Origin of the sequence: Imbroritus primus (genome assembly GCF_964332355.1) — a bacterium.
Lineage (GTDB): Bacteria > Pseudomonadota > Gammaproteobacteria > Burkholderiales > Burkholderiaceae > Imbroritus > Imbroritus primus.
Genome location: NZ_OZ201293.1, coordinates 780,948 through 804,782 on the forward strand (window position 1 = coordinate 780,948; position 23,835 = coordinate 804,782).

21 protein-coding genes are annotated in these 23,835 nt (G+C 64.0%); 15 read left to right on the forward strand and 6 right to left on the reverse strand.

Features of this window, described 5'->3' with window-relative positions; genetic code table 11:
• Positions 1–4: 4 nt before the first annotated feature.
• Entirely contained in the window at positions 5–1,171 is a 1,167-nt protein-coding gene (locus ACQ3C8_RS03525; protein ID WP_428852487.1) for an efflux RND transporter periplasmic adaptor subunit, read from the reverse strand.
• 166 nt (positions 1,172–1,337) lie between these two features.
• Here ACQ3C8_RS03525 and ACQ3C8_RS03530 point away from each other — a divergent pair, with 166 nt between their 5' ends.
• Entirely contained in the window at positions 1,338–2,015 is a 678-nt protein-coding gene (locus tag ACQ3C8_RS03530) for a response regulator (protein ID WP_428852488.1), read from the forward strand.
• Entirely contained in the window at positions 2,008–3,408 is a 1,401-nt protein-coding gene (locus ACQ3C8_RS03535) for a sensor histidine kinase (protein ID WP_428852489.1), read from the forward strand. The genes ACQ3C8_RS03530 and ACQ3C8_RS03535 overlap by 8 nt, the downstream gene beginning before the upstream one ends.
• Before the next feature lie 41 nt (positions 3,409–3,449).
• On the opposite strand, the gene ACQ3C8_RS03540 is transcribed toward ACQ3C8_RS03535, so the two are convergent.
• Positions 3,450–3,962: a hypothetical protein gene (locus ACQ3C8_RS03540; protein ID WP_009521923.1), complete on the reverse strand. Its 513-nt coding sequence runs from the start codon at positions 3,960–3,962 to the stop codon at positions 3,450–3,452.
• Positions 3,963–4,032: 70 nt separating this feature from the next.
• On the opposite strand from ACQ3C8_RS03540, the gene ACQ3C8_RS03545 reads away from it, so the two are divergent.
• Complete coding sequence (locus ACQ3C8_RS03545; RefSeq protein WP_428852490.1) at positions 4,033–5,028, forward strand: NAD(P)-dependent oxidoreductase; 996 nt, start codon at positions 4,033–4,035, stop codon at positions 5,026–5,028.
• Between the two features lie 38 nt (positions 5,029–5,066).
• Here the strand turns inward: ACQ3C8_RS03545 and ACQ3C8_RS03550 are convergent, their stop codons facing one another.
• The gene (locus ACQ3C8_RS03550) at positions 5,067–6,599 is read right to left on the reverse strand and encodes a PLP-dependent aminotransferase family protein (RefSeq protein WP_428852491.1); all 1,533 of its coding nucleotides are present in this window, start codon (positions 6,597–6,599) and stop codon (positions 5,067–5,069) included.
• Between the two features lie 159 nt (positions 6,600–6,758).
• Here ACQ3C8_RS03550 and ACQ3C8_RS03555 point away from each other — a divergent pair, with 159 nt between their 5' ends.
• The 6 genes from ACQ3C8_RS03555 (at position 6,759) to ACQ3C8_RS03580 (ending at position 12,510) form a co-directional block, all read left to right on the forward strand.
• Entirely contained in the window at positions 6,759–7,157 is a 399-nt protein-coding gene (locus tag ACQ3C8_RS03555) for a nuclear transport factor 2 family protein (RefSeq protein WP_009521926.1), read from the forward strand.
• Positions 7,158–7,191: 34 nt separating this feature from the next.
• The gene (locus ACQ3C8_RS03560; protein ID WP_009521927.1) at positions 7,192–8,556 is read left to right on the forward strand and encodes an NAD(P)/FAD-dependent oxidoreductase; all 1,365 of its coding nucleotides are present in this window, start codon (positions 7,192–7,194) and stop codon (positions 8,554–8,556) included.
• Between the two features lie 409 nt (positions 8,557–8,965).
• Positions 8,966–9,958, forward strand: coding sequence for a taurine ABC transporter substrate-binding protein (gene tauA / locus ACQ3C8_RS03565; RefSeq protein WP_009521928.1), 993 nt, complete (start codon positions 8,966–8,968; stop codon positions 9,956–9,958).
• Positions 9,959–10,082: 124 nt separating this feature from the next.
• Positions 10,083–10,868, forward strand: coding sequence for an ATP-binding cassette domain-containing protein (locus tag ACQ3C8_RS03570; protein WP_009521929.1), 786 nt, complete (start codon positions 10,083–10,085; stop codon positions 10,866–10,868).
• Positions 10,865–11,731 carry an ABC transporter permease subunit gene (locus tag ACQ3C8_RS03575; protein ID WP_138750445.1) on the forward strand — a complete coding sequence of 289 codons (867 nt, stop codon included), beginning with the start codon at positions 10,865–10,867 and terminating at the stop codon, positions 11,729–11,731. Before ACQ3C8_RS03570 ends, ACQ3C8_RS03575 begins: the two co-directional genes overlap by 4 nt.
• Positions 11,728–12,510, forward strand: a complete 783-nt coding sequence (locus ACQ3C8_RS03580) for a sulfite exporter TauE/SafE family protein (RefSeq protein WP_138750446.1) — start codon at positions 11,728–11,730, stop codon at positions 12,508–12,510. Before ACQ3C8_RS03575 ends, ACQ3C8_RS03580 begins: the two co-directional genes overlap by 4 nt.
• Before the next feature lie 51 nt (positions 12,511–12,561).
• Here the strand turns inward: ACQ3C8_RS03580 and ACQ3C8_RS03585 are convergent, their stop codons facing one another.
• On the reverse strand, positions 12,562–13,497 hold the full coding sequence (locus tag ACQ3C8_RS03585) for a bifunctional enoyl-CoA hydratase/phosphate acetyltransferase (RefSeq protein WP_428852492.1): 936 nt from the start codon (positions 13,495–13,497) through the stop codon (positions 12,562–12,564).
• Between the two features lie 41 nt (positions 13,498–13,538).
• Positions 13,539–14,324: an IclR family transcriptional regulator gene (locus tag ACQ3C8_RS03590; RefSeq protein WP_428853023.1), complete on the reverse strand. Its 786-nt coding sequence runs from the start codon at positions 14,322–14,324 to the stop codon at positions 13,539–13,541.
• Positions 14,325–14,789: 465 nt separating this feature from the next.
• On the opposite strand from ACQ3C8_RS03590, the gene ACQ3C8_RS03595 reads away from it, so the two are divergent.
• From ACQ3C8_RS03595 to ACQ3C8_RS03610, 4 genes are read left to right on the forward strand one after another with little or no spacing between them, the layout of a single operon-like run.
• Positions 14,790–15,584, forward strand: a complete 795-nt coding sequence (locus ACQ3C8_RS03595) for an IclR family transcriptional regulator (RefSeq protein WP_428852493.1) — start codon at positions 14,790–14,792, stop codon at positions 15,582–15,584.
• Positions 15,585–15,641: 57 nt separating this feature from the next.
• Positions 15,642–16,646: a Bug family tripartite tricarboxylate transporter substrate binding protein gene (locus ACQ3C8_RS03600; RefSeq protein WP_428852494.1), complete on the forward strand. Its 1,005-nt coding sequence runs from the start codon at positions 15,642–15,644 to the stop codon at positions 16,644–16,646.
• A gap of 38 nt (positions 16,647–16,684) precedes the next feature.
• Complete coding sequence (gene sauS / locus ACQ3C8_RS03605) at positions 16,685–18,139, forward strand: acylating sulfoacetaldehyde dehydrogenase (RefSeq protein ID WP_009521936.1); 1,455 nt, start codon at positions 16,685–16,687, stop codon at positions 18,137–18,139.
• Positions 18,140–18,158: 19 nt separating this feature from the next.
• A complete protein-coding gene (locus tag ACQ3C8_RS03610; protein ID WP_009521937.1) occupies positions 18,159–19,700 on the forward strand; it encodes an AMP-binding protein in 1,542 nt (513 codons plus the stop codon).
• 77 nt (positions 19,701–19,777) lie between these two features.
• On the opposite strand, the gene ACQ3C8_RS03615 is transcribed toward ACQ3C8_RS03610, so the two are convergent.
• On the reverse strand, positions 19,778–20,620 hold the full coding sequence (locus ACQ3C8_RS03615; RefSeq protein ID WP_009521938.1) for an IclR family transcriptional regulator: 843 nt from the start codon (positions 20,618–20,620) through the stop codon (positions 19,778–19,780).
• Positions 20,621–20,760: 140 nt separating this feature from the next.
• On the opposite strand from ACQ3C8_RS03615, the gene ACQ3C8_RS03620 reads away from it, so the two are divergent.
• Complete coding sequence (locus tag ACQ3C8_RS03620; RefSeq protein WP_428852495.1) at positions 20,761–22,374, forward strand: GMC family oxidoreductase; 1,614 nt, start codon at positions 20,761–20,763, stop codon at positions 22,372–22,374.
• Positions 22,375–22,492: 118 nt separating this feature from the next.
• A complete protein-coding gene (locus tag ACQ3C8_RS03625) occupies positions 22,493–23,812 on the forward strand; it encodes an MFS transporter (RefSeq protein ID WP_428852496.1) in 1,320 nt (439 codons plus the stop codon).
• The last annotated feature ends 23 nt before the right edge of the window (positions 23,813–23,835 follow it).

The following is a 23,835-nucleotide window of genomic DNA, read 5'->3' on the forward strand; positions in this document are numbered from 1 at the left end:
GGGCTCATTGCTGGGTATGGAGGCGGGCCGTGTATTCGGCGTCGAGCAGCATGGCGCCTGCGGTGACGACATGCTCGTCTCCCGCGAGGCCATCGCCGACATAGCTATAGTGTTCGCCACGCGTCAGCAGGGTGACAGGGCGGCGCTGGAAGGTCCCGGGCGCGGACTGGACGAAGGCGTAGGTATAGATACCTTCGTTGACCAGCGCGGTGTTCGGGACACGCACGCCCGAGCCGCTTTCCTGCAGGATCGCGGCACGCACGAACATTTCCGGCAAGAGCTTGCCCGCCGGGTTGTCAACGCGCGCACGCAGCGCTGCACGCCGCGTGCTGGTGTCGATTACCTGTCCAAGTTGCGTCACAGTACCCTGGAACTGCTCGCCGGGCCAGGTATCGGTTTCCAGCACGACGTGGCTGCCCTGACGGATGCGGGGCAGCAGTTTCTCGGGCAGATCGATCCAAAGCCACAGCCGTTTCGCATTGCTGATGACGAACAGCGAGGCCGGCGCGCCAGGGCTGACTTCCAGCGCCAGCGCTGCGGCACGCTCCATCACCACGCCGTCGATCGGGCTGACGATGCGGATCTTCTGGCCCTGCACGGCATGGGCACCACCCAGCTGCTTCAGGCGTAGCGTGGCGCGTGCAGCTTCGGCGCGCGCCTGTTCCAGGTCGGCGCGGGCAGCCTCGTAGTCCTTGCGCGAGATGGCTTCGCCCGGCCCCAGTTCATCGGCGCGCGTAAGCGCGAGCTGCTTCTGCTGCACCTCGGCACGCGCTTTTTCCAGTTCCGCGATGGCGGTGCCGGCGTCCGGCGAGTCAATCTCGGCCAGCAGCTGGCCAGCCTTGACTTTGTCCCCCGGCGCGGCCTTGAGGCTGGTGATGCGGCCGGCGACCGGTGTGCCGACGTGCGCGGTCAGGTCTTCGTCGTACGCGAGCCGGGCGTTGAGTGCGTCGGTCACAGGCACCGGTGTCGATGGCAGCTGGGCAGTGCGGATCATGGCCAGCTGGGGCGAGTCTGCAGCAAAACGGATACCTTCGGCGCTCACGCCGGCCTCCGGCGGTGACGCCGATGCGGCGATCGCATCGTGTGTGGTGCTGCGCCCCAAAAGCAGCCATGCTGCCGTTGCGACCATGGCAAGCGATAGTGTGGCTGTCAGCACCCACTTCTTGTTCATGCGTTCTCCAGGATATGCAAGATGGCGAAGCCATCGCGCCCGTGGCTTTCGAGTCGAATCGCCGCGCGGGTGCAAGGAAACCTTGCCGACTGGTAAGCATTCGGCCATCGGGTAGGCGCTAAGATTACTGAGACAACCTTGCCCGAACCTTGCTGCCTGGAGTGCTGTGCGAATACTGATCGTGGAAGACGACCCCGAACTTGCGGATGGTCTGGCCAGCAGCCTCGCACAGTCCGGATATGCCGTGGATGCGGTGCATTCCGGCAGCTCGGCGTTAAGCGCCTGTGCGACGACCCCTTACCAGCTCGTCCTGCTCGACCTTGGCCTGCCAGATGGCGAAGGAATGGACTATCTGCGCCAACTGCGGCGCGCCGGATTGCGCGCGCCCGTGCTCATCCTTACGGCGCGCGACGATCTGCAGGACCGGGTTCGCGGACTGGATGCGGGCGCCGATGACTATCTGACAAAGCCGTTCGAACTAGATGAGCTGGAGGCACGCGTCCGTGCGCTGTTGCGGCGGAGCAGTTCGGTCGATGTGACGCTGAATTTCGGTGCAATCACCTTTGATACAGTATTCCGGCAGGTCACCGTACACGGACGCGAGCTGGAGCTGACGGCCCGCGAACTGTCGGTACTGGAACTGCTGCTGCACCGTCCAGGCAAGGTGGTGAGCAAGCACCAGATCATCGAGTCGCTGTACAACTCGGAGCAGGAGGCCAGTCCCTCGGTGGTCGAAGTGTTTATCAGTCGCCTGCGTCGCAAGCTCAATGACGCCGGTGCGACCGTCGGCATCCGCGTGCTGCGTGGTCTGGGATACCGTCTCGAGCTGAGCGCACATGCGTAGGCTGCTGCCGCGCAATAGCCTGCGGAGCCGGCTGCTTGGCGATCTCTGGAAGCCGCTGTTCTGCCTGCTGCTGCTGGGCGCCGTGGCGGTGTTCTTCCTGGCGCGTCATATCGGTTCGTCGGTGTACGACCGCTGGCTGTACGATTCGGCCATGACGCTGGCCGAGCAGGTTCGCGTCGAGAACGGCAAGGCCGTGCTGGATCTGCCCAAGCAAGCCGTCGAGATGTTCGAGTGGGACCAAGTGGACCGCATCTTCAGCGACGTGCGTTCCCGCCGTTATGGCCTGATCTTTCGCAACAGCGATCTGCCCCCGCCACCCGAGGAACTGCAACCTGGCCAGTCGCGCATTTTCCCGCACTGGGTCAAGGGCCATGCGGCGCGCGTCGTGGCGGTCGCCGTGCCGAATCCCGCGGATCCCGCCGATGTGCTGGTGATCCAGGTCGCGGAAACGATGCTCAAGCGCAATACCCTGGCCACCGACATCCTGGTACTGGTCGTGCCGGTACTGGTGGTACTCGCCTTGCTGGTGGGCATCGTCGTCTGGCGCGCCGTGGCCACCGGGGTGCGCGCGGTGGACCAGGTGGTGGAGCGGCTCGACAGCTATGGCCCGGACCGCCTGCTGCCGGTCGGCGAGATCACGCACGCGCCGGCCGAGGTGCGGCCATTGCTCAATGCCATCAACCAACTGATCCGGCGTCTGTCCGACCTGCAGGATACGCAGCGGCGCTTTATCGCCAATGCCGCACACCAGTTGCGTACGCCATTGGCAACGCTGCAGGTCCAGACCGAGCGCGCATTGCGTGAGCCGGATGCGGCGCGCCATGGCCAGGCTCTTTCGCATGTCCTGAAGGCGGTCACGCGGTCGCGGCACCTTGCGCACCAGTTGCTTATGCTGGCACGCTCCGAACAAAGCGGTGAAAAGGCGTTGCAGATGCAGGAGGTCGACCTGGCTGTACTGGCGCGAGACGAACTCGAGCGCTGGATCGACAGCGCATTGCAGCAGCATGTCGACATCGGCTACGACGGACCGGAATCCGGTGTGGAGGTGTATGGTGAGCCGGTACTGTTGCGTGAGTTGATCGGCAACCTCGTCGATAACGCGATTCGTTACGGCAGCGTACGTGACGACGGGCGACGTGGTGGGGCGGTGACCCTGCGCCTGCAAGTACAGCCCATTATGCTCGTCGTTGAAGATGACGGCCCAGGCATTCCACCGTCGGAACGCACGCTGGTGCTCGAGCGCTTCTACCGGCGGCGTGGTGCAGGTGGGCAGGGGTGCGGTCTGGGCTTGTCGATTGCGCGCGAGATCGCACAGCGCCATGGCGCCAGGCTGGTCATCACCGACCCCCCACAGGGCATGGGCGCCTGCGTCGAGATCCGGTTTGCGGGCTAGCCTGTGAAGGCGGTGCAGCCCTGGCGGGCTGCAGGGACACTTCAGGGAAATGCCGGGATCGCTGGATCCATGCCCTCGAAGCGCGCTTCCGGATGCTGCCGCTGCAGCATGTTTTCGATTTCCTCGATCTGGCCCGGCGCGGCATCGACCATCAGCAGGATCTGTCCGCGCGCGATGGCATCCTCGAAGCGCTTGATGCGCGTACTCCGCGCCGAACTGCCGATCATGCTGGCCGACCAGGCACCGAACAGGCCGCCAAGCACGGCGAGCACGCCGACCATGCCCCATTGCGGCGTGTCGCCGATGATCGGAAACATCGCGGCGGCAAGGCCGGCCAGGATGCCGACGCCGCCGCCGATCATCAGGCCCATCTGTGCGGCGCGCACGATATCGGAGGTCTGCAGGATATTGGCCTCGTGCAGTCCGGACATGTCGGTTCCCTCGGCTGCGAGAAAGTGAATATGCCGCTCGCTGACGCGTGCCAGCAGAAGATCGTCCATCGTCCGCCGGGCGCTCGCCAGGTCGGGGAGCAGCCAGTAGATGCGTTTGCGCATGGGGGTCTCCTTGAAGGGTGCCCTGGATGAGCCGGCTGCTGCCGGATGGTCTCGAACGCAGCCGGAGTGCATGTACTTGTTGTATGCCAGATCACCGTGCACGGCAAGGCACAGTGCCGTTGGCGATTCATTTGTGCCGTTGCATGCCTATAATGAGGGCCACCCCAATACAACGGAGAAAGGACTCGTCATGGAAAATTCGAACACGCGCGTCGCATTCATTGGTCTTGGTGTCATGGGGGTGCACATGGCCGCACACCTGGCGCGTGCTGGATATACCGTGGCGGTATACAACCGGACTCAGGCAAAGGCTGCGCAGTGGGTGCAGGCGAATGGCGGTCGCGCTGCGGCGACGCCGCGCGAGGCGGCGGAAGGTGCGGATATCGTGTGTGCCTGTGTCGGCAACGACGATGATCTGCGCGCGGTGGTGCTCGGCGAATCCGGCGCATTCGCTGGCATGAAGCCCGGCGCGATCTTCGTCGACCACACCACGGCCAGCGCTGATGTGGCGCGCCAGCTCCATGCGATTGCGCGCGAACGCGGCCTGCATTTTGTCGATGCGCCGGTATCGGGCGGCGAGGCGGGCGCCAAGAACGGTGTCCTGACGGTGATGTGCGGCGGCGATGCCGAACCGTTCGCCACGGCCCAGCCGGTGATTACCGCCTATGCCCAGGCGGTGACGCGCATGGGCGAATCCGGCGCCGGCCAGCTGACCAAGATGGTCAACCAGATCTGCATCGCCGGCTTGCTGCAGTCGCTGTCCGAGGCGCTGAATTTCGGCCAGCAGGCAGGGCTTGATATGCCGCAGGTGCTCGACGTGATCAGCAAGGGGGCGGCCTCGTCATGGCAGATGCAGAATCGTGGTCTCACCATGTGCGAGGGCAAGTTCGATTTCGGTTTCGCCGTGGACTGGATGCGCAAGGACCTGGGGCTGTGCCTGGCCGAGGCCAAGCGCAACCAGGCGCCGCTGCCGGTGACCGCCCTGGTCGACCAGTTCTATGCAGACGTGCAGAAGCAGGGCGGCGGGCGCTGGGATACGTCGAGCCTGATCCGTCGGCTCAAGTAAGGCGCCTCGACTACCATTGTCCGCACCGCATCCCGCGCTTAGCCGGGGATGCGGACCGCAGGATGATCGAGCAGCTGGCTGAGCAGCTTTACCCCTTCCTCGATGCGATCCTCCGCAATCGAACTGAACCCCATCCTGAAGTAACGGCAGGGCCCGCTGGCGGCATAGAAGTCGTCACCGGGCTCGATGATCACCCCGTGCTTCAGCGCCACTTCGGTGAGCAGTCGGCTGTCCACGCCAGGCGGTGCTTCCACCCAGAACGACGAGGCCCCGCGCGAATTCTGGAAACGGCATTCTGGCAGATGGCGCAGCAACGCCTCGCGCAAGACCTGCGCACGCCGCTGGTACACCGGCGTGACCCGCCGCAGCAGCGCATCATGATGGCCAAGCGAGATGAACAGCGCCGTGGCGCGCTGGTTGTTGGCCGGTGGGTGGCGCAGCATGAAGCGCCGCAGCGCACGCGCCTGCCGGATGACTTCTGGCGGGGCGACGATGTAGCCCATGCGCAGCCCCGGTACGAATGACTTGGAAAGGCTGCCGATGTAGATTACGCGGCCATCGCGATCCAGGCTTTTTAGCGCTGGCAGCGGCTGGTCAGTACCAGGGTTCTCGGTATCGTAGTCGTCCTCGATCAGCACGACGTCATGCTCGGTGGCCTTGGCAAGCAGCGCCTCGCGTCGTTCCATGGGCATGGTCACGGTGGTCGGGCACTGATAGCTTGGCGTGACGAAGACGTAGTCGCAATGCTCGATGCCGCCGTCCGGCCGCAGGCCTGACTCGTCGATGGGCAAGGGGACCAGTTCCGCACCGCGCATGCTGAAGATATTGCGGGCGTCGCTGTAGCCGGGTTCTTCGAGCCCCACGCGCGCGTGCTTCATCAGCAGGTCGGCCAGCAGGTACAGCGCGTTCTGCGCGCCAAGCGTGACCATGATCTCGTCCGAACTGGCCCACACGCCGCGCCGCGGCAGGATGTGTTTCTGCAGTTGTTCGATCAGTAGCGGATCGTCTCGGTCGATCAGGTCCGAGGCCCAGCCGCGGATTTCCAGCACGGCGAGGGCCATGCGGGTGCATTCGCGCCAGTCGGCGGTCGGAAACAGGGCAGGATCGAACTGGCCGTAGATGAACGGGTAAGGGTAGCTTTGCCACTCGCGCGGCTTGGCGATAGCGCGCAGGCCGGTCATGTAGCGCATGCGGCCGGACCAGTCCGGCGCGCTGGCCCCATGCGTCGGGGTACGTGCGATGCCGTGCCCAACGGAGCGGTCGCGCGTCTGGTGCGAGATGATCGGCTCGCTGCGGCCGTCCGGCAGGCGGTCGGCCACGAAATAGCCGCGTCGGGCCCGCGTGATGATAAAGCCTTCTTCCACCAGTTGCTGGAACGCCAGGATGACGGTGTTGCGCGCCACGCCCAGTTCGCGCGACAGCTCGCGGCTGGACGGCAGGGCGCTGCCTTCCGGCAACTGGCGGCCGAGAATGGCCGAGACCAGTTGCTGGCGGATCTGGCCCTGCAGGCTGATACCAGACTCGGGCGACAGCTGGAACAGGCGGTTCCAGAACAGATTCGTGCGGCTCATGGCGGCATGTGGGAATAGGGTACAGCTTGCATTATGGCGGTGGATCAAAAAAATGCATGCTTCTGGTTCCACTGGATCCACAAATACCCCGGTCTGGCACTATGGCCTCCCGTGCGAGTTTCACATAATGGCTTCACTTGTTCGAGTTCAGGAGTTCCCATGAGCACTACCCCGCACACTTCCGCCGTCGACCTGCTGCAAGCCTTTGGCGACGCCTTCAACCGCCACGATCTCGACGCCATCATGTCGATGATGACCGACGACTGCGTGTTTACCGCTGCCGGCGGCCCGAGCCCGGCGGGTACCCGCTTCGAGGGCCAGGCTGCCGTGCGTGCGGCGTTTGCCCAGGTGATCGCCACGTTCCCGGACGTGCAGTGGAAAAACGGCCGGCACTTTGCCGCCGGAGACCGCGGCCTGTCGGAGTGGACGTTCTCCGCGGCCCGCCCGGATGGCTCGCGTATCGAAGCCAATGGCTGTGATGTCTTCACCTTGCGCGATGGCAAGATCGCCATCAAGGAAGCCTACCGCAAGGATTGTCCGCCGGTCCCGGCCGCCTGATTCAAGTCGCGCCATCTTCCAAGGAATCGCCAACATGGCAAAGTACGATCCCACTTACGATCCGCTGGTGTCGCGCAGTCCCGGCGTCGGCCAGGAATTTCCCCCGTCCTACTGGGCCGCGTCGGCGGGCACGCCGCCACCCGACGACGGTCCGGTCACGGCCGACATGGATGCCGATGTCGTCATCATCGGCGCCGGCTATACCGGCCTGTGCACGGCGATCTTCCTCGCCCGCGAGCATGGCATCCGTGCCGTGGTGCTCGAAGCCAACCGCACCGGCTTCGGCTGTAGCGGCCGTAACGGCGGACAGGCCCAGAACAATACGGGCCGCCTCAAGCGCTCGCAATGGATCCAGCGCTGGGGCATGGAGACCGCCCAGGCGATGCACCTCGAAGTGCTCGACGGCTTCCGGACCTTCGAATCGTTGCTGCGCGATTACAACATCGAATGCGATGCCCAGCCCGGCGGGCATTTCCTGATCGCCCACAAGCCTGCGATGCTGGCCGGCATGGAGGCAGAAGTGCGCGTCATGGAAAAGCATTTCGACTACCACAGCACCATGATCGACGCGCAGACGTTGCGCTCGAAATACGTGGCTGACGCAGAAAGTGCTGGCGCCATGCATGAACCGGATGGCATCGGCGTGCACCCGATGAAGCTTGCCTTTGGTTACCAACGCGTGGCGCGGGAACTGGGCGCACGCATCCATACGGCCAGCCCGGTCATCGGCTGGGAGACGCGCGACGGCTTCCATTATCTGAAGACGCCGGGTGGTACTGTGCGTGCCCGCTCGGTAGGGATCGCGACGGGCGGCTACACCGCACCGGACCTGCACCCGACAGTCAAGTTCCGCTACATGCCGATCCTGTCGAACAACAGCGTAACGCGCGTGCTGACCGATGCGGAAATCGCCGCCTGTAATTTCCAGACGCGCGAGGTGCTCACCGACACCCGCATGCTGCGCTACTACTATCGTCTGCTGCCCGGCAACCGCTTGCAGTTCGGCAGCCGCAGCGCCATTACGGGCGCCGATGCGCCGCGCGCCGTGCACCAGAAGCTGCTGGAAGACGGTATTGCCCGCAAGTTCCCCGTGCTGGCCGGCATTCCGCTGGAGTATTCGTGGTGGGGCTGGGTCGACGTCAGCCACGATATGATGCCGCGCATCCACCAGCCCGATCCACGCCAGCAGGTGTTCTACGCCTTTGGCTACGGCGGCAATGGCGTGAGCTACTCGGCGCAGGCCGGGCGGCGCATGGCCGAGCAGATCGCCGGGCGGGCGGCCAACCAGAAGCTGCCGATCTTCACGTCGCAGCTCCCCACCCACCCCTTCCGTCCGTTCCGCCGACTGGGCCAGCGCATGCTGTACCACTGGTGGGCCTACCGCGACGAGCAGCGCTAAGGCGCTTGCAACCAGCTGGACCGCCCTGGTCCAGCTGGACCCAGCATTTATGCTGTGTGGGCCTACCCAGGGTAGCCCAGTGTTGGCTAAGCTGAACCATGATGTTGGACGGTGTGATACCAGATTGACGGCTGGCACACCCGTCAGGCAGCAGCAGTATCCGGCAGTCCGCGCAGGACCCGGCGGTAGCAACGAGGCGACAAAGAGCGCCCGTGCATTCAAAAAAACAGGAGACACTGGCATGCCTCATGCTTTGACTTTCCTCTTCTCTTCTGCGCACTGATTCCGTGCACGGCATCCCGGTGCCGGTAGTGTGACTTGCAGCAAATCAACCGTTGCTTTACCCGAAGGCAGTATCGCGTTGCTGTACCCAGTGGTGCGTTGCCGTTCTGACAACAAGGAGAGAAAGATGCGTATCTGGATCAAATCCGTAGTTGCACTCGCAGTGATGGCAGGCGCGGTCGCGGCGCAGGCCCAGACCAAGGAAGTGACCATCGCCTACCAGGACATGGTGGTGCCATGGCGCGTTGCGCACGATTTGAAGGAAGTCGAGAAGCAGACGGGCTACAAGGTGTCGTTTCGCCAGTTCACGGGCGGTGGCGACGTGATTCGCGCCATGGCTTCCGGGCAGATCGCGATCGGTGAAGCCGGCTCGTCGCCCATCGCCGCTGCGCTCTCGCAAGGCCTTGACCTGCAACTGTTCTGGATCCTGGATGACATCGCCGCGGCCGAAGCGCTGGTGGCGCGCAACGGTTCGAACGTCAATACGGTGGCCGACCTGAAAGGCAAGCGCCTGGGCGTGCCGTTCGTCTCCACCACGCACTATCACACGCTGGTAGCGCTCGAGCAGGCCAAGGTCAATCCCAAGGACGTGCGCATCATGAACATGCGTCCGCCGGAAATTGCCGCCGCCTGGTTGCGCGGCGACATTGACGCGGCCTTTGTGTGGAATCCGGCGCTCGACCAGATCAAGAAGAACGGCAAGGTGCTGGTGACCTCCGGCGAGATCTCCGACAAGACCGGCAAGGCGACCTTCGACGGCATGGTCGTCACCAAGAAGTTCGCGCGTGAAAACCCGGACTTCATGGTCAAGTTCGTCAAGATTCTGGCCGCCGCGGACGAGAAGTACCGCAGCAACAAGGCCGCCTGGACTGCCGATTCGCCGATGGTGAAATCGGTGGCGCGCATCGCCGGCGCCAAGCCGGAAGACGTGCCGAGCAGCCTGGCACTGTACAAGTTCCCGACCCTGGAAGAGCAGGCGTCGGCCAAGTGGCTGGGCGGCGGTGCGGCCAAGTCGCTCAAATCCACAGCAGAGTTCCTGAAGGAGCAGGGCACGATCCAGCAAGTTCTGCCTGACTACAGCGGCGGTGTCACCGACGAGTGGGTCAAGCGCGCCCGCTGAGGGCGTCACGGCGGTGCGGCGCGGCCGTGAGGCCTGGACCGCACCATTCTGGAGAAAGGCGCCAGTGACTGGTGCAGACGCATGCGCGGCGCCTCTTCTCATCCGTTGTCTGGAAGCTCGTTTGATGGCTACTCTCGAAATTGAAAATCTCAGCGTCAAGTACGCAGGACGCGACGGCGAGGAAACGCTGGCGCTGTCCAATGTCAATCTGAATATGGGAAGCGGCGACTTTGTGGTCGCCCTGGGCGCCTCCGGCTGTGGCAAGACGACACTGCTGTCGTGCATCGCGGGCTTCATGCAAGCCTCCGAGGGCGAGATCCGCCTCAATGGCAAGCCGGTGATCGGTCCCGGTGCCGAACGCGGCGTGGTGTTCCAGAAGCACGCGCTGATGCCGTGGCTGAACGTTATCGACAATGTCGCGCTGGGTTTGCAGCTGCGCGGCATGGGCAAGAAGGAGCGCTACGACATTGCCCGTGAAAAACTGGGCCAGGTTGGGCTCGAGAAGGTCGCCGCCAAGCCGGTGTACCAGCTGTCGGGCGGCATGCAGCAGCGTGTTGGCATCGCCCGCGCGCTGGCCAATGATCCGGCGGTGATGCTGATGGACGAACCGCTCGGCGCGCTCGACGCGCTGACGCGCGAGTCGATCCAGGCGCTGATCCTGAAGCTGTGGGCGCGCGAGCAGAAGATCGCGTTCTTCATCACGCATAGTGTGGAAGAGGCGCTGTTCCTGGCAACCCGCCTGATCGTCATGAGTCCGTCGCCGGGCCGCATCGCTCATACCTATGAACTGCCATTCGCGCGCCGGTTTCTCGAATGCGGCGACGCACGTCTGGTGAAATCCGATCCCGAATTCATCCGCTACCGCGAAGAAATCGTCGATCTCATCCACAACACCACGGCAGAGGAATGAAAATGGCTGCTACCAGTGTGAAATCCGCGGCGCTGCCGACGGCTAAGGCCAAGAGCAAGCCGATGAAGGCTGTATCCGGGTACCGGCTGCCGGGCGAAGGCTCGAGCACTGCCATCGCGACCGTAACCGTTATCTCGCTGCTGGTGCTGTGGTGGGTCGCCACCACGTTCCAGTGGGTGCCGCCGTTGTTCCTGCCGAGTCCCAAGGCAATCTATACGGCGTTCATCGACGCATGGAACGGTGACCTGCAAGGCGGCTTGCCGCTGCTCGAGCATTTCCGCCAGAGTATGGTCCGCGTGTTCGGCGCCTTCGCGCTGGCCGTGGTCACCGCGGTACCGATCGGCGTGCTGATGGGCGTGTCGCGCATTGCGCGCGGCATCTTCGATCCGCCCATCGAGTTCTATCGTCCGCTGCCGCCGCTGGCCTACCTGCCGCTGATCGTGATCTGGTTCGGCATCGACGAGACCTCCAAGATCATTCTGATTTTCCTGGCCTGTTTCGCACCGCTTGCCATGTCGGCGCAGGCCGGCGTGAAGTCGGTGGCCATCGAGCAGATCAACGCCGTGTATTCGATGGGCGCCTCGCGCTGGCAGGTGATCCGCCATGTCGTGTTGCCGGCTGCGCTCCCGGAAATCCTCACCGGCATGCGCATCGCCATCGGTTTTGGCTGGACCACCCTGGTGGCCGCCGAGATGGTCGCGGCAACCGCCGGCCTGGGACAGATGGTATTGAACGCATCCAATTTCTTGCGGACCGACGTGGTGATCATGGGTATCATCCTGATCGGCTTGATTGCCTATGGTTTCGACATGCTGATGCGTCGCGCCGAAACCTGGCTGGTACCTTGGAAAGGAAGGATGTGATAGAAGGTTGGTTTGGGCTGTCGCCAGCAATGCTGGCGCTGGCGGCAGCAGCAGTGGTTGTTGCAGGTGTGGTACGGGGATACGCAGGATTCGGGTTTTCCGCGATGGTGGTCGGCACGCTCGCCATCGTGATATCCCCGGCGCAGATCGTGCCAGTCATGTATCTGATGGAAATCGCGGCAAGCCTGTCGTTGCTGCCGGCCATTCGCCGGCACATCGACTGGAGCTGGCTTACACCGCTCGCGATTGCCAACATCATCACCACCCCGCTCGGGGTATGGATGCTCACCCGGTTCAACGAGGACACGCTGCGGTTGATGGTGGCGCTGTCGCTGCTGGTACTCAGCACGATCCTGCTGACAGGCTACTCGCGTCCCGACTCGGGTCGGCCGGTGGGCGGCTCCTTGCGCTGGACCACGGGCGGTGTTTCCGGCGTGATGAGCGGCATCGCCGCCGTCGGCGGTCTCGCCGTCGCGGCGATGTTCCTGCTGACGGGCGTGGCTGCCGCGCAACTGCGCGCGACGATGATCGCACTGCTGTTCGTCATGGATATCTGGGCGCTGGGATTGTCATACGCCGGTGGTATCGTGCACTGGCAGACGTTTGCACTGGCGTGCGCGCTGGCGCCGGCCATGGTGGTGGGCATTCGCCTCGGTCACCGGCTGTACCATCGCGACATGTCGCGCGACGTGGGACAGCAGGCATTCCGCCAGCGTATTTCCATTCTGCTGTTCACGCTGGCATTGGCCGGTCTGTTGCGGACCTGGCTGGTGAACTAACCGGGCACCCCGGCACCCGGTTCATCCCGGCTGCCGGGCGGTTGCCAATGTTCAGCGGGCCGCGAGCACGCCGAGCGCGGCCGAGGCCAGGCGGGCATAGGCCGAATCCGCGCGGCTGGTAAGCACCACCGGCACGCGCGCACCCAGCACCAGGCCGGCGCATTCCGCGCCGCCGAGATACACGAACGATTTGTAGAGCGTGTTGCCGGTTTCCAGGTTGGGAGCAATCAGGATGTCCGGCTGGCCGGCCACGGGCGAGGCGATACCCTTGATGCGCGCGGCTTCGGCCGAGATGGCGTTGTCGAAGGCCAGCGGGCCATCGATGATGCCGCCGGTCAGCTGGCCGCGGTCGGCCATCTTGCACAGCGCGGCGGCGTCGAGCGTACCGGGGATCGCCGGATTGACCGATTCCGTGGCGGAGAGGATGCCTACCTTCGGTGCGCTGATCGACAGCGCATGCGCCAGATCGATGGCGTTCTGCACGATGTCGCGCTTGGTCGGCAGGTCGGGTGCGATGTTCACCACGCAGTCGGCCAGCATCAGCGGCTTGTCGTAGCGCGGCAGGCTGAAGTAGAACACGTGCGAGATGCGGCGCGAGGTACGCAGACCGGCATCGCGTGACACCAGCACGGCCATCAGCTCATCGGTGTGCAGGCTGCCCTTCATCAGGACCGTGGCAGAACCGTCGCGCACCATTTCGGCAGCGCGCTGTGCTGCGGCCTTGGGGTCGTCTGGCGTATCGACCAGCGTCATGCTACCGAGATCGAGCTTGAGGGACGCGCCCAGCTCACGGATGCGCGTCGCCGGGCCAACCAGTGCCAGCGTGGCGATGTTCGCCTTGACGATGTCCTGGCAGGCCGACAGCGCCTGCGCTTCGCACGGGTAGACCACGGCGATGACGGGTTTGTCGGCGCGCGCGGCGGCGCGCTGGATCAGCGCATCGAGCGCCGGATGCTGGGTGCCGTGAGCGGCGGGACTTGCTGCCATGTTTCCTCCAAATACCGTACACGCCCGTGCGGCGTCCTCGGCTAGAACGTTTGCGTCAGCTCGGCCGCAGCCTGCAGGGCGCGCGGCACGAATTCGAGAGAGCGCGACAGCGGCGAACGTGCCGTAGGCGCATGAATGGCGATGGCGGCAACCATCTTGCCGTTGGTGTCGCGCACCGGCACCGCCACGCAGGCGATACCGGCGACGAATTCTTCGTTGTCGATGCCGAGTTCCTTGTCCGCGCAGCGATCCAGCTCGGCTTCCAGCATTTCGACATTGGTGATGGTGTTCGGCGTGAAGCGCTCGAGCTTCAGCTGGCGCACCAGCTGGCTGCGGCGCTCCGGCGGCAGTTGCGACAGCAGCAGCTTGCCGCTCGCCGAGCAGTGCAAGGGCACACGCGAGCCTGGCTTGAGGTCGAGGCGCAGCGGCCACGGCGCTTCCATGCGGTCGAGGTACAGAACCTCGGTTTCATTGAGCATGGTCAGGTTGACGGTTTCACCGATATCGGCCACCAGGCTCGCCAGGATGGCGCGCCGCAATTGGCGCGGGCCGGAGTGGGTCACGATGTCCAGACCCAGGCGCGCGAGACGTGGCCCGACCGTGTAGGCGTTGCGCGGACCAGGCTCGCGGATGACGAGGCCGCCGTTTTCCAGCGCGGCCAGCATGCGGTGCAAGGAGGCCTTCGGTGCGTCGAAACCCTGCATGATTTCCGCCAGGGTCAGCGGCCGGTCGGCGCGGACCAGGAATTCGAGCAGCGCGAACGCGCGCAGGGTCGGCGTATCGCCGCGCTCGGCAGATGTGTCGAACGCGGGCGTGATATCGGGCACGACGATGGCGGGTGTGCCGCGTCCAGCCGTGGACTTCGCTGCCGCTGTGGTGGATTTCAATCGATCCTCCGTTCCAGAAAACGAGACGCCCTGATTGTACGCCTTGCCGGGTTGCCTACCCTCGCCCCCGCTCTTTCGCGGGCTGCCATCAGCGCCTGGTTGTCGCAGGCGATGGCGTAAGGCCGACATATGACGAGGAATGACTAGAAGAATATCAAAAAATAAAACGTTATGTACCGAAAAATTACATATGTTCCTGAGCATCTAAGGTGGATCCAGATTTGGGACACGCCGTTTCGATAAAAGCCATATAAAAAAGTGACTCAAAATCCATTTAAATTGCTTTGCTCTGAGCAATGCGGAACGCTTCATTTCACTTTTACGGCATTCTGCAAATAGCGCTATCCATCGCTGTTCTGATCATGTATTCTAAATATCAGAAATGCATTCTATTATTTAGAACAAATGGACAAAACACTCGCCAAAGGCATGGCGGTCATGGAATACCTGGTGGCCCAGGGCACGCCCTGCGGGGTCTCCGACGTGGCGCGGGCCATGGGCCTGGCGCGCAGCAATGCGCACCGCACGTTGCAGACGCTGGTGGCGCTGGGTTATGCCCGGCAGTTTCCGGATGCCAGCTACGGCCCGACGCTCAAGTTGTTCGGACTGGGCGCGCAGGTGGTGGGCGGCCTCGATGTGAAGCGCATCGCCCAGCCGGTACTGGCTGCACTGGCGCAGGAATCGCAGGAAACGATTCACCTGGTGGTGCGTGAAGGCGCGGAAGTCATCTATCTCGACAAGTTCGACAGCCCGCAGCCGGTCGCGGCCTATTCCAAGGTCGGTGGCCGCGCCGCGGCGCAATGCGTGGCCACAGGCAAGGCGCTGCTGGCCTGGCAATGTCCGGCGGGCGAGGCTGGCGAAACGTGGTTGCGTCGCGAGCTGCCTGTGCTAACGGCCTACACCCCGAAAAGCCATCAGGATTATGAGAGCCTGGTGACCGACCTGCGCGAGACGCGCACCCGTGGCTACGCCTTTAACCATGAAGAGTGGCGCCTTGGCGTGTGCGGTCTGGGTGCACCGATCTTCGACAGCCAGGGCCGCCTTGTCGCGGCGCTTGGCATGAGCGTACCGAGTATTCGCTTTATCAGCCGCCGCGTGCCGACGCTGGCCGCGGCACTCTGTCGTGCAGCGGCCGCGACTTCCGCTGCCCTGGGCCACGAGCCCGGGGTAACAGGAGAGGTGGCTGCGGGCACCCGGTGAACGGATCCCGCTGTAGCACGAAACCATAAGGAGGGGAAACCTCCAAGGAGACAAGCCATGCAACCCGACGTTCAAGTATCACGCAAGTCCCGATTTTCGGTAGTGGTCCGCGGCATCGCATTGACGCTGGCAGTGACGCTGGGGGCGGCTACGCCGGCCTTCGCGCAGTATCCTGACAAACCGGTCACGCTGATCGTGCCGTATCCGCCCGGCGGCGGTACCGACGTGATCGCGCGTATCGTGCAAGACAAGCTGCGTGCGCAGCTGGGCCAACCGATCATCATCGAAAACCGCGGCGGCGCCGCTGGTGTCATCGGCACCGAACTGGCCGCCAAGGCGCAGCCGGATGGCTACACGGTGCTGTTTACCCTGTCGTCCCACACGATCAACCCGGCCATCTATAAGAAGCTGCGTTTCAACACCGAGAAGGATTTCGACCCGGTGTCGATGGTGGCTTCGCTGCCGCAGATCCTGGTGGCGCATCCGAGCCTGCCGGCCAATAACGTCAAGGAACTGATCGCCATGGCCAAGGCCAAGCCGGACAGCCTGTCGTATGCTTCCGTGGGCAACGGTTCGCCTGGCCATATCGCGGGCGAGATGTTCAAGCTCAAGACCGGCACGCAGATGACGCATGTGCCGTACAAGGGCGGTGGCCCGGCTGTGAGCGATGTGCTGGGCAACCAGGTGCCGCTGCTGTGGGTGTCGATTCCGGCTGCCGCACAATTCGTCAAGCAGGGCAAGCTGAAGGCGTTGGCCGTGTCGACCGTGAAGCGCAGCGCGCTGTTCCCGGACGTACCGACGGTTCAGGAGTCGGGCATTGCCGATTTCGAAGTGGACTCGTGGTATGCCATGTTCGTGCCGGCCAATACGCCCAAGCCCGTGGTCGAGCGCCTGCAGAAAGCCATTGCCGAAGTCGTGAAGCAGCCTGACATCAAGGAAAAGCTGCTGGCCCAGGGCGCGGAAGCCGTGGGTAGCGATTCCGCCGGTCTTGGCGCGGTGGTGAAGCGCGAACTGCCGAAGTGGGCCAAGCTGGTCAACGACGCGAAGATCACGACCGAATAAGAAGATTGATTCAGTAACCAAGCATTAACGGAGATTCTATGGCATCGACCCCCCATCTGCCGCTGTCCACCGATCCGGACGCCATGGAGGCCGTGGCAGGCCTGATCGAGCGCGCACGCCGCGCGCAGCGAGCTATCGAGGGCTTCTCGCAGGAGCGCATCGACGAACTGACGCTGGCCATCGGCTGGGCCATCATGGAGCCGGGCCGCAATCGCGTCCTCGCGGAAATGGCGGTGCGCGACACCGGCCTGGGGAATGTCGATGACAAGATCGCCAAGAACTACCGCAAGACCCTCGGCCTGCTGCGCGACCTGAAAGGCCGCCGCACGGTCGGCGTGATTGCGGAAAAGCCGGAACTCGGCCTGATCGAGATTGCCCGTCCCGCGGGCGTGGTGGCGGCGGTGACGCCGTCCACCAACCCCGGGGCGACGCCGGCCAACAAGATCATCAATGCCGTGAAGTGCCGCAACGCCGTGATTGTCGCGCCCTCGCCCAAGGGCGCGAGCACATGCGCACAGCTGCTCAAGTACGTGCACGCCGAACTTGAGCGTGCCGGGCTCGATGCCGAAGTGGCGCGTGACCTGGTGCAGATGCTGCCGATCCCGGTGTCCAAGTCGCTGACCCATGCGCTTATGATGCAGGCCGACCTGGTGGTCGCCACCGGCAGCCAGGCCAATGTGCGCGCTGCCTACCTGAGCGGCACGCCGGCCTTCGGCGTGGGTGCGGGCAACGTTGCCTCCATCGTCGACGCCAGCGCCGATGTGGAAGCTGCGGCTGCCAAGATCATGCAGTCCAAGACTTTCGACAACGCCACCAGCTGCTCGTCGGAAAACAGCGTCATCCTGGTCGAACCGGTTGCCGATGCCATGCTGGCTGCGCTGGCCAAGCAGGGCGCGGTGCTGCTCGATGCGGGCGACAAGGAGCGTCTGCAGAAAACCATGTGGCCGGGCGGCAAGCTGTCGTCCGACGTGACGGCGCGCGCCGCTGGCGAGATCGCGGAGATCGCCAAGCTCGAAGCGCCGGCCACGCGCCAGGCGCGCGCCCTGCTGGTCGAGGAGACCGGCACGGGCCCGCAGTATCCGTACTCCGGCGAGAAGCTCTCGCCGGTGCTCACGGTCTATCGCGCCAAGAGCCTGGAGGATGCGGCGCGCATCGTTTCCGACATCTACGCCTACCAGGGTGCGGGTCACTCGGTGAGCCTGCATGCGCAGGGCAAGGCAGCGACCGAAGGCGCACTGCAGATCGGCCTGACCATGCCGGTGGCGCGCGTCATCGTCAACCAGCCGCATGCCATCGCCACCGGCGGCAACTTCGACAACGGCCTGCCGTTCTCGCTGTCGATGGGCTGCGGCACCTGGGGCGGGAACAATTTCTCGTCGAACATGGATGTGTCGAACTACATGAACATCACGCGCATCGCGTATCCCATCGCCCCCCGCATGCCGTCCGACGCGGACATCTTCGGGGCGTTCTTCGACAAGTACGGGCGCTGAGCCTGGCGGGAGTTGCATGATGTCCGACGTATCTCAATCGTCTACGCTGCCGGCGACGCTCAGCGCCGTGTTGCAGGAACATGTCCGCCTGCGGCCCGATGCGGAATTGCTGATCGCGCCGGAAACGGGGCGTACCTTTACCTATGGCGAGCTGGCGCAACAGGCGCGCCTGTTCGATGCCTGGCTCACGGCCGCCCGTGTGCCGCGCGGTGCGCGCGTAGCGCTGTTCCTGCCGAACGGTGCGCAGGCGGCGTTGCTGTTTCTCGCCACCATGGTGGCCGGCCGCGTCACGGTGCCGCTCAACCTGCTGTCCACGCCGGCGCAGCTGCATCATGCCCTGGTGCATAGCGATGCCGCCGTGCTGTTCACCTGTGCCGAACTGGCACCCCGCGTGGCGGAGATCGCCGGCAAGCTGGCCGAGAGTGGCGCCGCGCCGCGCATCATCGAGATCGATCCGGACGAGGCGCAACTGACGTTTGCCGCGGACACGGAACTGGTCGACAGCATCGAGCCGGACGCCAGCGATGTCGGCCTGCTGATGTACACCTCCGGCACCACGGGCCTGCCCAAGGGCGTGCCGCTGACGCACGCCAACCTGCTGCACGCAGCGCGCGCCATGGGCGCGTGGCACAGCCTGACGCCGGACGACCGCGTGCTCTCCGCGCTACCGCTGTACCACATCAACGGGCAGGTGATCGGTACGCTGACGCCATTCTGCTCCGGCGGCAGCATCGTCGCGCCGCGCAAGTTCAGCGCGAGCCAGTGGTGGAGCCTGGTAGAAAAGTATCACTGCACCTGGCTCAATATGGTGCCGACTATCATCGCCTACCTGCTCAATGCCCCGGCCGAGAACGACCGTCCGATTCCCTGGGTGCGCTTCGGCCGCTCGGCCTCTGCGCCACTGCCGGTCGAGCATCATCGCGCCTTCGAGCAGCGTTTCGGCGTGCCGGTGATCGAAGGCATGGGCATGACCGAAACCGCTTCGATGGTGTTCTGCAATCCGCACGAGAAGGGTGCACAACGCTACGGATCGCCGGGCCTGCCCTGCGGCGTCGAGGCGCGCATCATCGGTCCCGACGGTCAGCCGCTCCCCGATGGCGTGACAGGCGAGATCGCCTTGCGCGGCGCCAACGTCATGCGCGGCTATCACAAGAATCCGGAAGAAACGGCCCGTACGATTGATGCCGAGGGCTGGCTGCATACCGGCGACCTGGGGCACCGTGATGCCGAGGGCTACTACTTCATCACCGGGCGCATCAAGGAGCTGATCATCAAGGGTGGCGAAAACATCGCGCCGCGCGAGATCGACGAGGTTCTGCTGCAGCATCCGGCCGTGCTGGAAGCGGCGGCCATCGGCCTGCCGGATCCCAACTATGGCCAGGAGATCCATGCGGCGGTGGTGCTCAAGCCGGATACCCAGGTCAGCGAGGAAGACCTGCGTGGGTTTTGCTTGGACCGGCTCGGCAAATACAAGACGCCGCAATGCATCCGCATCCTGGATGACCTGCCCAAGGGGCCATCCGGCAAGGTGCAGCGATTGAAGATTGCGGAACAGTGGTAAGAAAAGGCAGCCTGCGGGCTGCCTTCTTTTTCGCTGACGAGGGGCTGAGAACAGGGTGGTATCCCTGCGCGCTGGTTTCAGGCCGCAGGAAACAGCATCGTGCGCATGGCTTCCGCCGCGTTGCGCAGGTGCGGCACCACGGTCAGCAATTCCTCGAGCGAGATGCGGGCCGTTGGCGCATGGCAGGCCACGGCGGCCGCCACCTTGCCATCGGGGCCGGTCACAGGAACCGCCACGGCGACCATGCCGCGAATGAACTCCTCGTTGTCGACACCGATGCCGCGTTGCGCGATACGGTCGAGTTCGGCATCCAGCGCCTGGCGGTCGACGATGGTGTGGGGCGAGGCGCGGGGCAGCGGCAGGTGGGCCAGCGTGCGCTGCCGCTCGAGCCGCGACAGCGAGGCCAGGAAGAGCTTGCCGCTGGCCGTACAGTGGATCGGCACGCGTGTGCCTGGCGTGAAGTGCAGCCGCAGGGCTTCGTTGGTCTCTACGCGGTCGACATACAGCACGCGGTCGAGGTCGGGCACGGTGAGATTGCAGGTTTCCCCGAGTTTTTGCACCAGGCCGCGCAGGATGACGCGGCATTCCCGCAGTAGTGTCGGGCCACGCAGGGTGGTCAGTGCCAGGCCGTTGGCCCGCGGACCGGGAATGAAGCCGCGCTCGGCGGGCGTGTGCTGGACGTAGCCATGTTGCTCCATGGCGGCCAGCAGGCGCATCAGCGTGGTCTTGGGCACGTGCATGCGGTGCGCCAGCTGCGCCAGCGACTGCGGCTGGGCGGATTGGGCGAGCAGTTCGAGGACGGTCAGGGCACGTAGTCCGCGTGCTTCGTCCGGTGTGGCGGGGGAATCGTCCGCCTCGGGATCGCGGCTGACCGATGTTGCAGTGCGATTCTGAAACGGTTTGTCAGAATTACGTTTCATTTCCTGTCTCCTATCGCGATCGTGCTTGGCTTTTTATGGTTTAAGTTCGATAGTGGAACGTATTGTTTCAGTTTCATTATAAGAGTCGTGAGCCGCAGCGCAATGCGCAGTGCCACGAACCGCAACAGGAGACAGCGACCATGTCGCAGGAAGTGGATTACATCGTGGTTGGCGCCGGCTCGGCCGGTTGTGTTCTCGCCAACCGTCTCTCGGAAGATTCCCGTAACAGTGTTTGCCTGCTCGAGGCCGGTCCGGCCGACAAGTCGATGTGGATCCATATCCCCATCGGGTACGGCAAGACCATGTTCCACAAGACGCTGAACTGGGGTTTCTATACCGACCCCGATCCGAACATGCTGAACCGCAAGATCTATTGGCCGCGTGGCCGGACCCTGGGCGGTTCGAGTTCGATCAACGGCCTGATCTTTGTGCGTGGCCAGAAGGCCGACTACGACCACTGGGCCGAGCTGGGCAATGCAGGCTGGAGCTGGGACGATTGCCTGCCGTATTTCCGCAAGCTGGAGAACAACGACCTGGGCGAAGGTCCCACGCGCGGTACCAACGGGCCCCTGAACGCGACCTCGATCAAGGCCAAGCATCCGCTCGTGGAGGCCTTCATCGGGGCCGGCCAGAAGCTCGGCGTGCCGCGCCGCCAGGACTTCAACGACGGTGTACAGGAAGGGGTCGGCTACTACCAGCTGACGACGCGTAACGGCAAGCGTTGCTCCACCGCGGTGGCGTACCTGCGGCCGGCCGAACGCCGCCCGAACCTGCGTATCGAGACCGATGCCCATACCACGCAGATCATCATGGAAGGCCGCCGCGCGGTGGGCGTGCGCTACGTCAAGGGCGGCAAGACCATCGAATTGCGGGCGCGCCGCGAGGTGATCCTGTCGGCCGGCGCCCTCCAGTCACCGCAACTCATGCAGCTGTCGGGTATCGGCCCGGCCAGCCTGCTGCAATCGCACGGCGTGCCGGTGGTGCATGACCTCCCGGGTGTCGGTGCGAACCTGCAGGACCACCTGCAGATCCGTCTGATCTATGAAGTCAGCCAGCCGATTACCACCAACGACCAGTTGCATTCAATCTTCGGCAAGGCCAAGATCGGCCTGCAGTGGCTGCTGACCCGCAGCGGTCCGCTGGCGGTTGGTATCAACCAGGGAGCGATGTTCTGCCGCGCACTGCCGCAGGAGGCAGCCACGCCCGATATCCAGTTCCACTTCGCTACGTTGTCGGCCGACATGGCGGGCGGCGATGTGCATCCCTTCTCGGGCTGCACATATTCGGTGTGCCAGCTGCGCCCCGAGTCGCGTGGCAGCGTGCAGATCAAGTCGCGCGATCCGTTCGAGGCACCCTCGATGCAGCCGAACTACCTGAGCACCGACCTCGACCGCCGCACGGCAATCGCCGGTGTCAAGTTCGCGCGTCGCGTGGCTGAGACCGCACCGATGAATGCGCTGATGAAGCGCGAGTTCCGGCCGGGCAAGGACGTCCGCACCGATGACGAGATCCTGCATTTCTGCCGTGAATACGGTGCCACGATTTTCCACCCTTCCGGGACCGCCAAGATGGGCGTCGCCAGCGATCCGATGGCGGTTGTCGACAACCGCCTGCGCGTGTACGGTATCGACGGGCTGCGTGTCGTCGATTGCTCCATCATGCCGACCCTCGTGTCCGGCAACACCAACGTGCCTATCGTCATGGTCGCGGAGCGCGCTGCCGAGTTCATCCTGGAAGATGCCAAGCGGGCCTGATCGGCCCATGCCACTGTTTTTGCCCGGCACGCATACCCCTGTGCCGGGCGAGAAGTACGCCCTGACGGTATTCAGAATTAAAACAGGGCCATTCAACCACCCGGTTTGAGGAGACGACATGTCAAACCATCAAGCAACACACAATGAAAAGGCCATCCGCAAGGTCGTATCGTCCTCGGTGATCGGCGCGACCATCGAGTGGTACGACTTTTTCCTGTACGGCGTGGTCGCCGGCATCGTGTTCAACAAGCTGTACTTCCCGGCCGGCGACCCGCTGATCTCGACGCTGCTGGCGTACGCCACGTTTGCCGTCGGCTTCGTGACGCGTCCGCTGGGCGGCGTGATCTTCGGTCACTTCGGTGACAAGATCGGTCGCAAGAGCATGCTGGTGATGACCCTCATGATCATGGGCATCGCCACTTTCCTGATCGGCCTGGTGCCGACCTACGAGCAGATCGGCATTGCTGCGCCGATCCTGCTGTTGGTGCTGCGGATCTTCCAGGGTATCGGCCTGGGTGGCGAGTGGGGCGGTGCGGTGTTGATGGCGTATGAATATGCGCCGAAGGAACGCCGCGGCTTCTATGCATCGCTGCCGCAGGTGGGCCTGGCCATCGGCCTGTGCCTGGCCTCGGGCGTGGTGGGCCTGCTGTCTTACTCGCTGACCGACGAGCAGTTCCTGTCGTGGGGCTGGCGTGTCGCCTTCATCTTGTCGGCCGGTATGGTGTTCGTTGGTACCTACATCCGCCTGCATGTGAAGGAAACGCCGGAATTCACCAAGGTCAAGGAAACCAATGCCGAGACCAAGATTCCCTTCATGGACATGATCAAGCGCTATCCGGGCAACGTGCTGAAGGGCATGGGCGCGCGTTATATCGACGGTGTGTTCTTCAACATCTTCGGTGTGTTCTCGATCACGTACCTGACGCAGACCATCAAGATCAGCCGTACCGATGCGCTGATCGGCGTGATGGCCGCGGCAATCGTGATGATCTTCTTCATCCCGTTCTTCGGTCACCTGTCCGACAAGGTGGGCCGTACCCGCGTGTACTTCTGGGGTTCGCTGATTACCGCGTTCTCGGCGTTCCCGGCCTTCTGGCTCATGATGAACAATCCGGAGAACGTCACGGTGCTGTGGCTGTCCATCGTGATTCCGTTCGGCATCCTGTACGCCTCGGTGTACGGTCCGGAAGCTGCACTGTTCTGTGAACTGTTCGACGCGAGCGTCCGCTATACGGGTATCTCGTTCGTGTACCAGTTCTCGGGCATCTTCGCCTCGGGTATCACACCGATGATCGCGACGGCGCTGCTGAAGACCGGTAACGGCGATCCGTGGCAAGTCTGTATGTACGTGGCCTTCGCGGGCATCGTCTCCGCCCTGTGTGCAGCCGCCATCGGCCGCAGCAAGCCGGTCGAGGGTGTCGTCCCGGCACGCGCCTGAACCGGTGACCGGGGCTGATCCCG

Excerpts from the sequence above, each read along its gene's own strand:
- ACQ3C8_RS03525 (WP_428852487.1), bottom strand. The coding sequence starts at position 1,171 with ATGAACAAGAAGTGGGTGCTGACAGCCACACTATCGCTTGCCATGGTC.
- ACQ3C8_RS03535 (WP_428852489.1), top strand. The coding sequence starts at position 2,008 with ATGCGTAGGCTGCTGCCGCGCAATAGCCTGCGGAGCCGGCTGCTTGGC.
- ACQ3C8_RS03540 (WP_009521923.1), bottom strand. The coding sequence starts at position 3,962 with ATGCGCAAACGCATCTACTGGCTGCTCCCCGACCTGGCGAGCGCCCGG.
- ACQ3C8_RS03545 (WP_428852490.1), top strand. The coding sequence starts at position 4,033 with ATGTACTTGTTGTATGCCAGATCACCGTGCACGGCAAGGCACAGTGCC.
- ACQ3C8_RS03550 (WP_428852491.1), bottom strand. The coding sequence starts at position 6,599 with ATGAGCCGCACGAATCTGTTCTGGAACCGCCTGTTCCAGCTGTCGCCC.
- ACQ3C8_RS03555 (WP_009521926.1), top strand. The coding sequence starts at position 6,759 with ATGAGCACTACCCCGCACACTTCCGCCGTCGACCTGCTGCAAGCCTTT.
- ACQ3C8_RS03560 (WP_009521927.1), top strand. The coding sequence starts at position 7,192 with ATGGCAAAGTACGATCCCACTTACGATCCGCTGGTGTCGCGCAGTCCC.
- tauA (WP_009521928.1), top strand. The coding sequence starts at position 8,966 with ATGCGTATCTGGATCAAATCCGTAGTTGCACTCGCAGTGATGGCAGGC.
- ACQ3C8_RS03570 (WP_009521929.1), top strand. The coding sequence starts at position 10,083 with ATGGCTACTCTCGAAATTGAAAATCTCAGCGTCAAGTACGCAGGACGC.
- ACQ3C8_RS03575 (WP_138750445.1), top strand. The coding sequence starts at position 10,865 with ATGAAAATGGCTGCTACCAGTGTGAAATCCGCGGCGCTGCCGACGGCT.
- ACQ3C8_RS03585 (WP_428852492.1), bottom strand. The coding sequence starts at position 13,497 with ATGGCAGCAAGTCCCGCCGCTCACGGCACCCAGCATCCGGCGCTCGAT.
- ACQ3C8_RS03595 (WP_428852493.1), top strand. The coding sequence starts at position 14,790 with ATGGACAAAACACTCGCCAAAGGCATGGCGGTCATGGAATACCTGGTG.
- ACQ3C8_RS03600 (WP_428852494.1), top strand. The coding sequence starts at position 15,642 with ATGCAACCCGACGTTCAAGTATCACGCAAGTCCCGATTTTCGGTAGTG.
- sauS (WP_009521936.1), top strand. The coding sequence starts at position 16,685 with ATGGCATCGACCCCCCATCTGCCGCTGTCCACCGATCCGGACGCCATG.
- ACQ3C8_RS03610 (WP_009521937.1), top strand. The coding sequence starts at position 18,159 with ATGTCCGACGTATCTCAATCGTCTACGCTGCCGGCGACGCTCAGCGCC.
- ACQ3C8_RS03615 (WP_009521938.1), bottom strand. The coding sequence starts at position 20,620 with ATGAAACGTAATTCTGACAAACCGTTTCAGAATCGCACTGCAACATCG.
- ACQ3C8_RS03620 (WP_428852495.1), top strand. The coding sequence starts at position 20,761 with ATGTCGCAGGAAGTGGATTACATCGTGGTTGGCGCCGGCTCGGCCGGT.
- ACQ3C8_RS03625 (WP_428852496.1), top strand. The coding sequence starts at position 22,493 with ATGTCAAACCATCAAGCAACACACAATGAAAAGGCCATCCGCAAGGTC.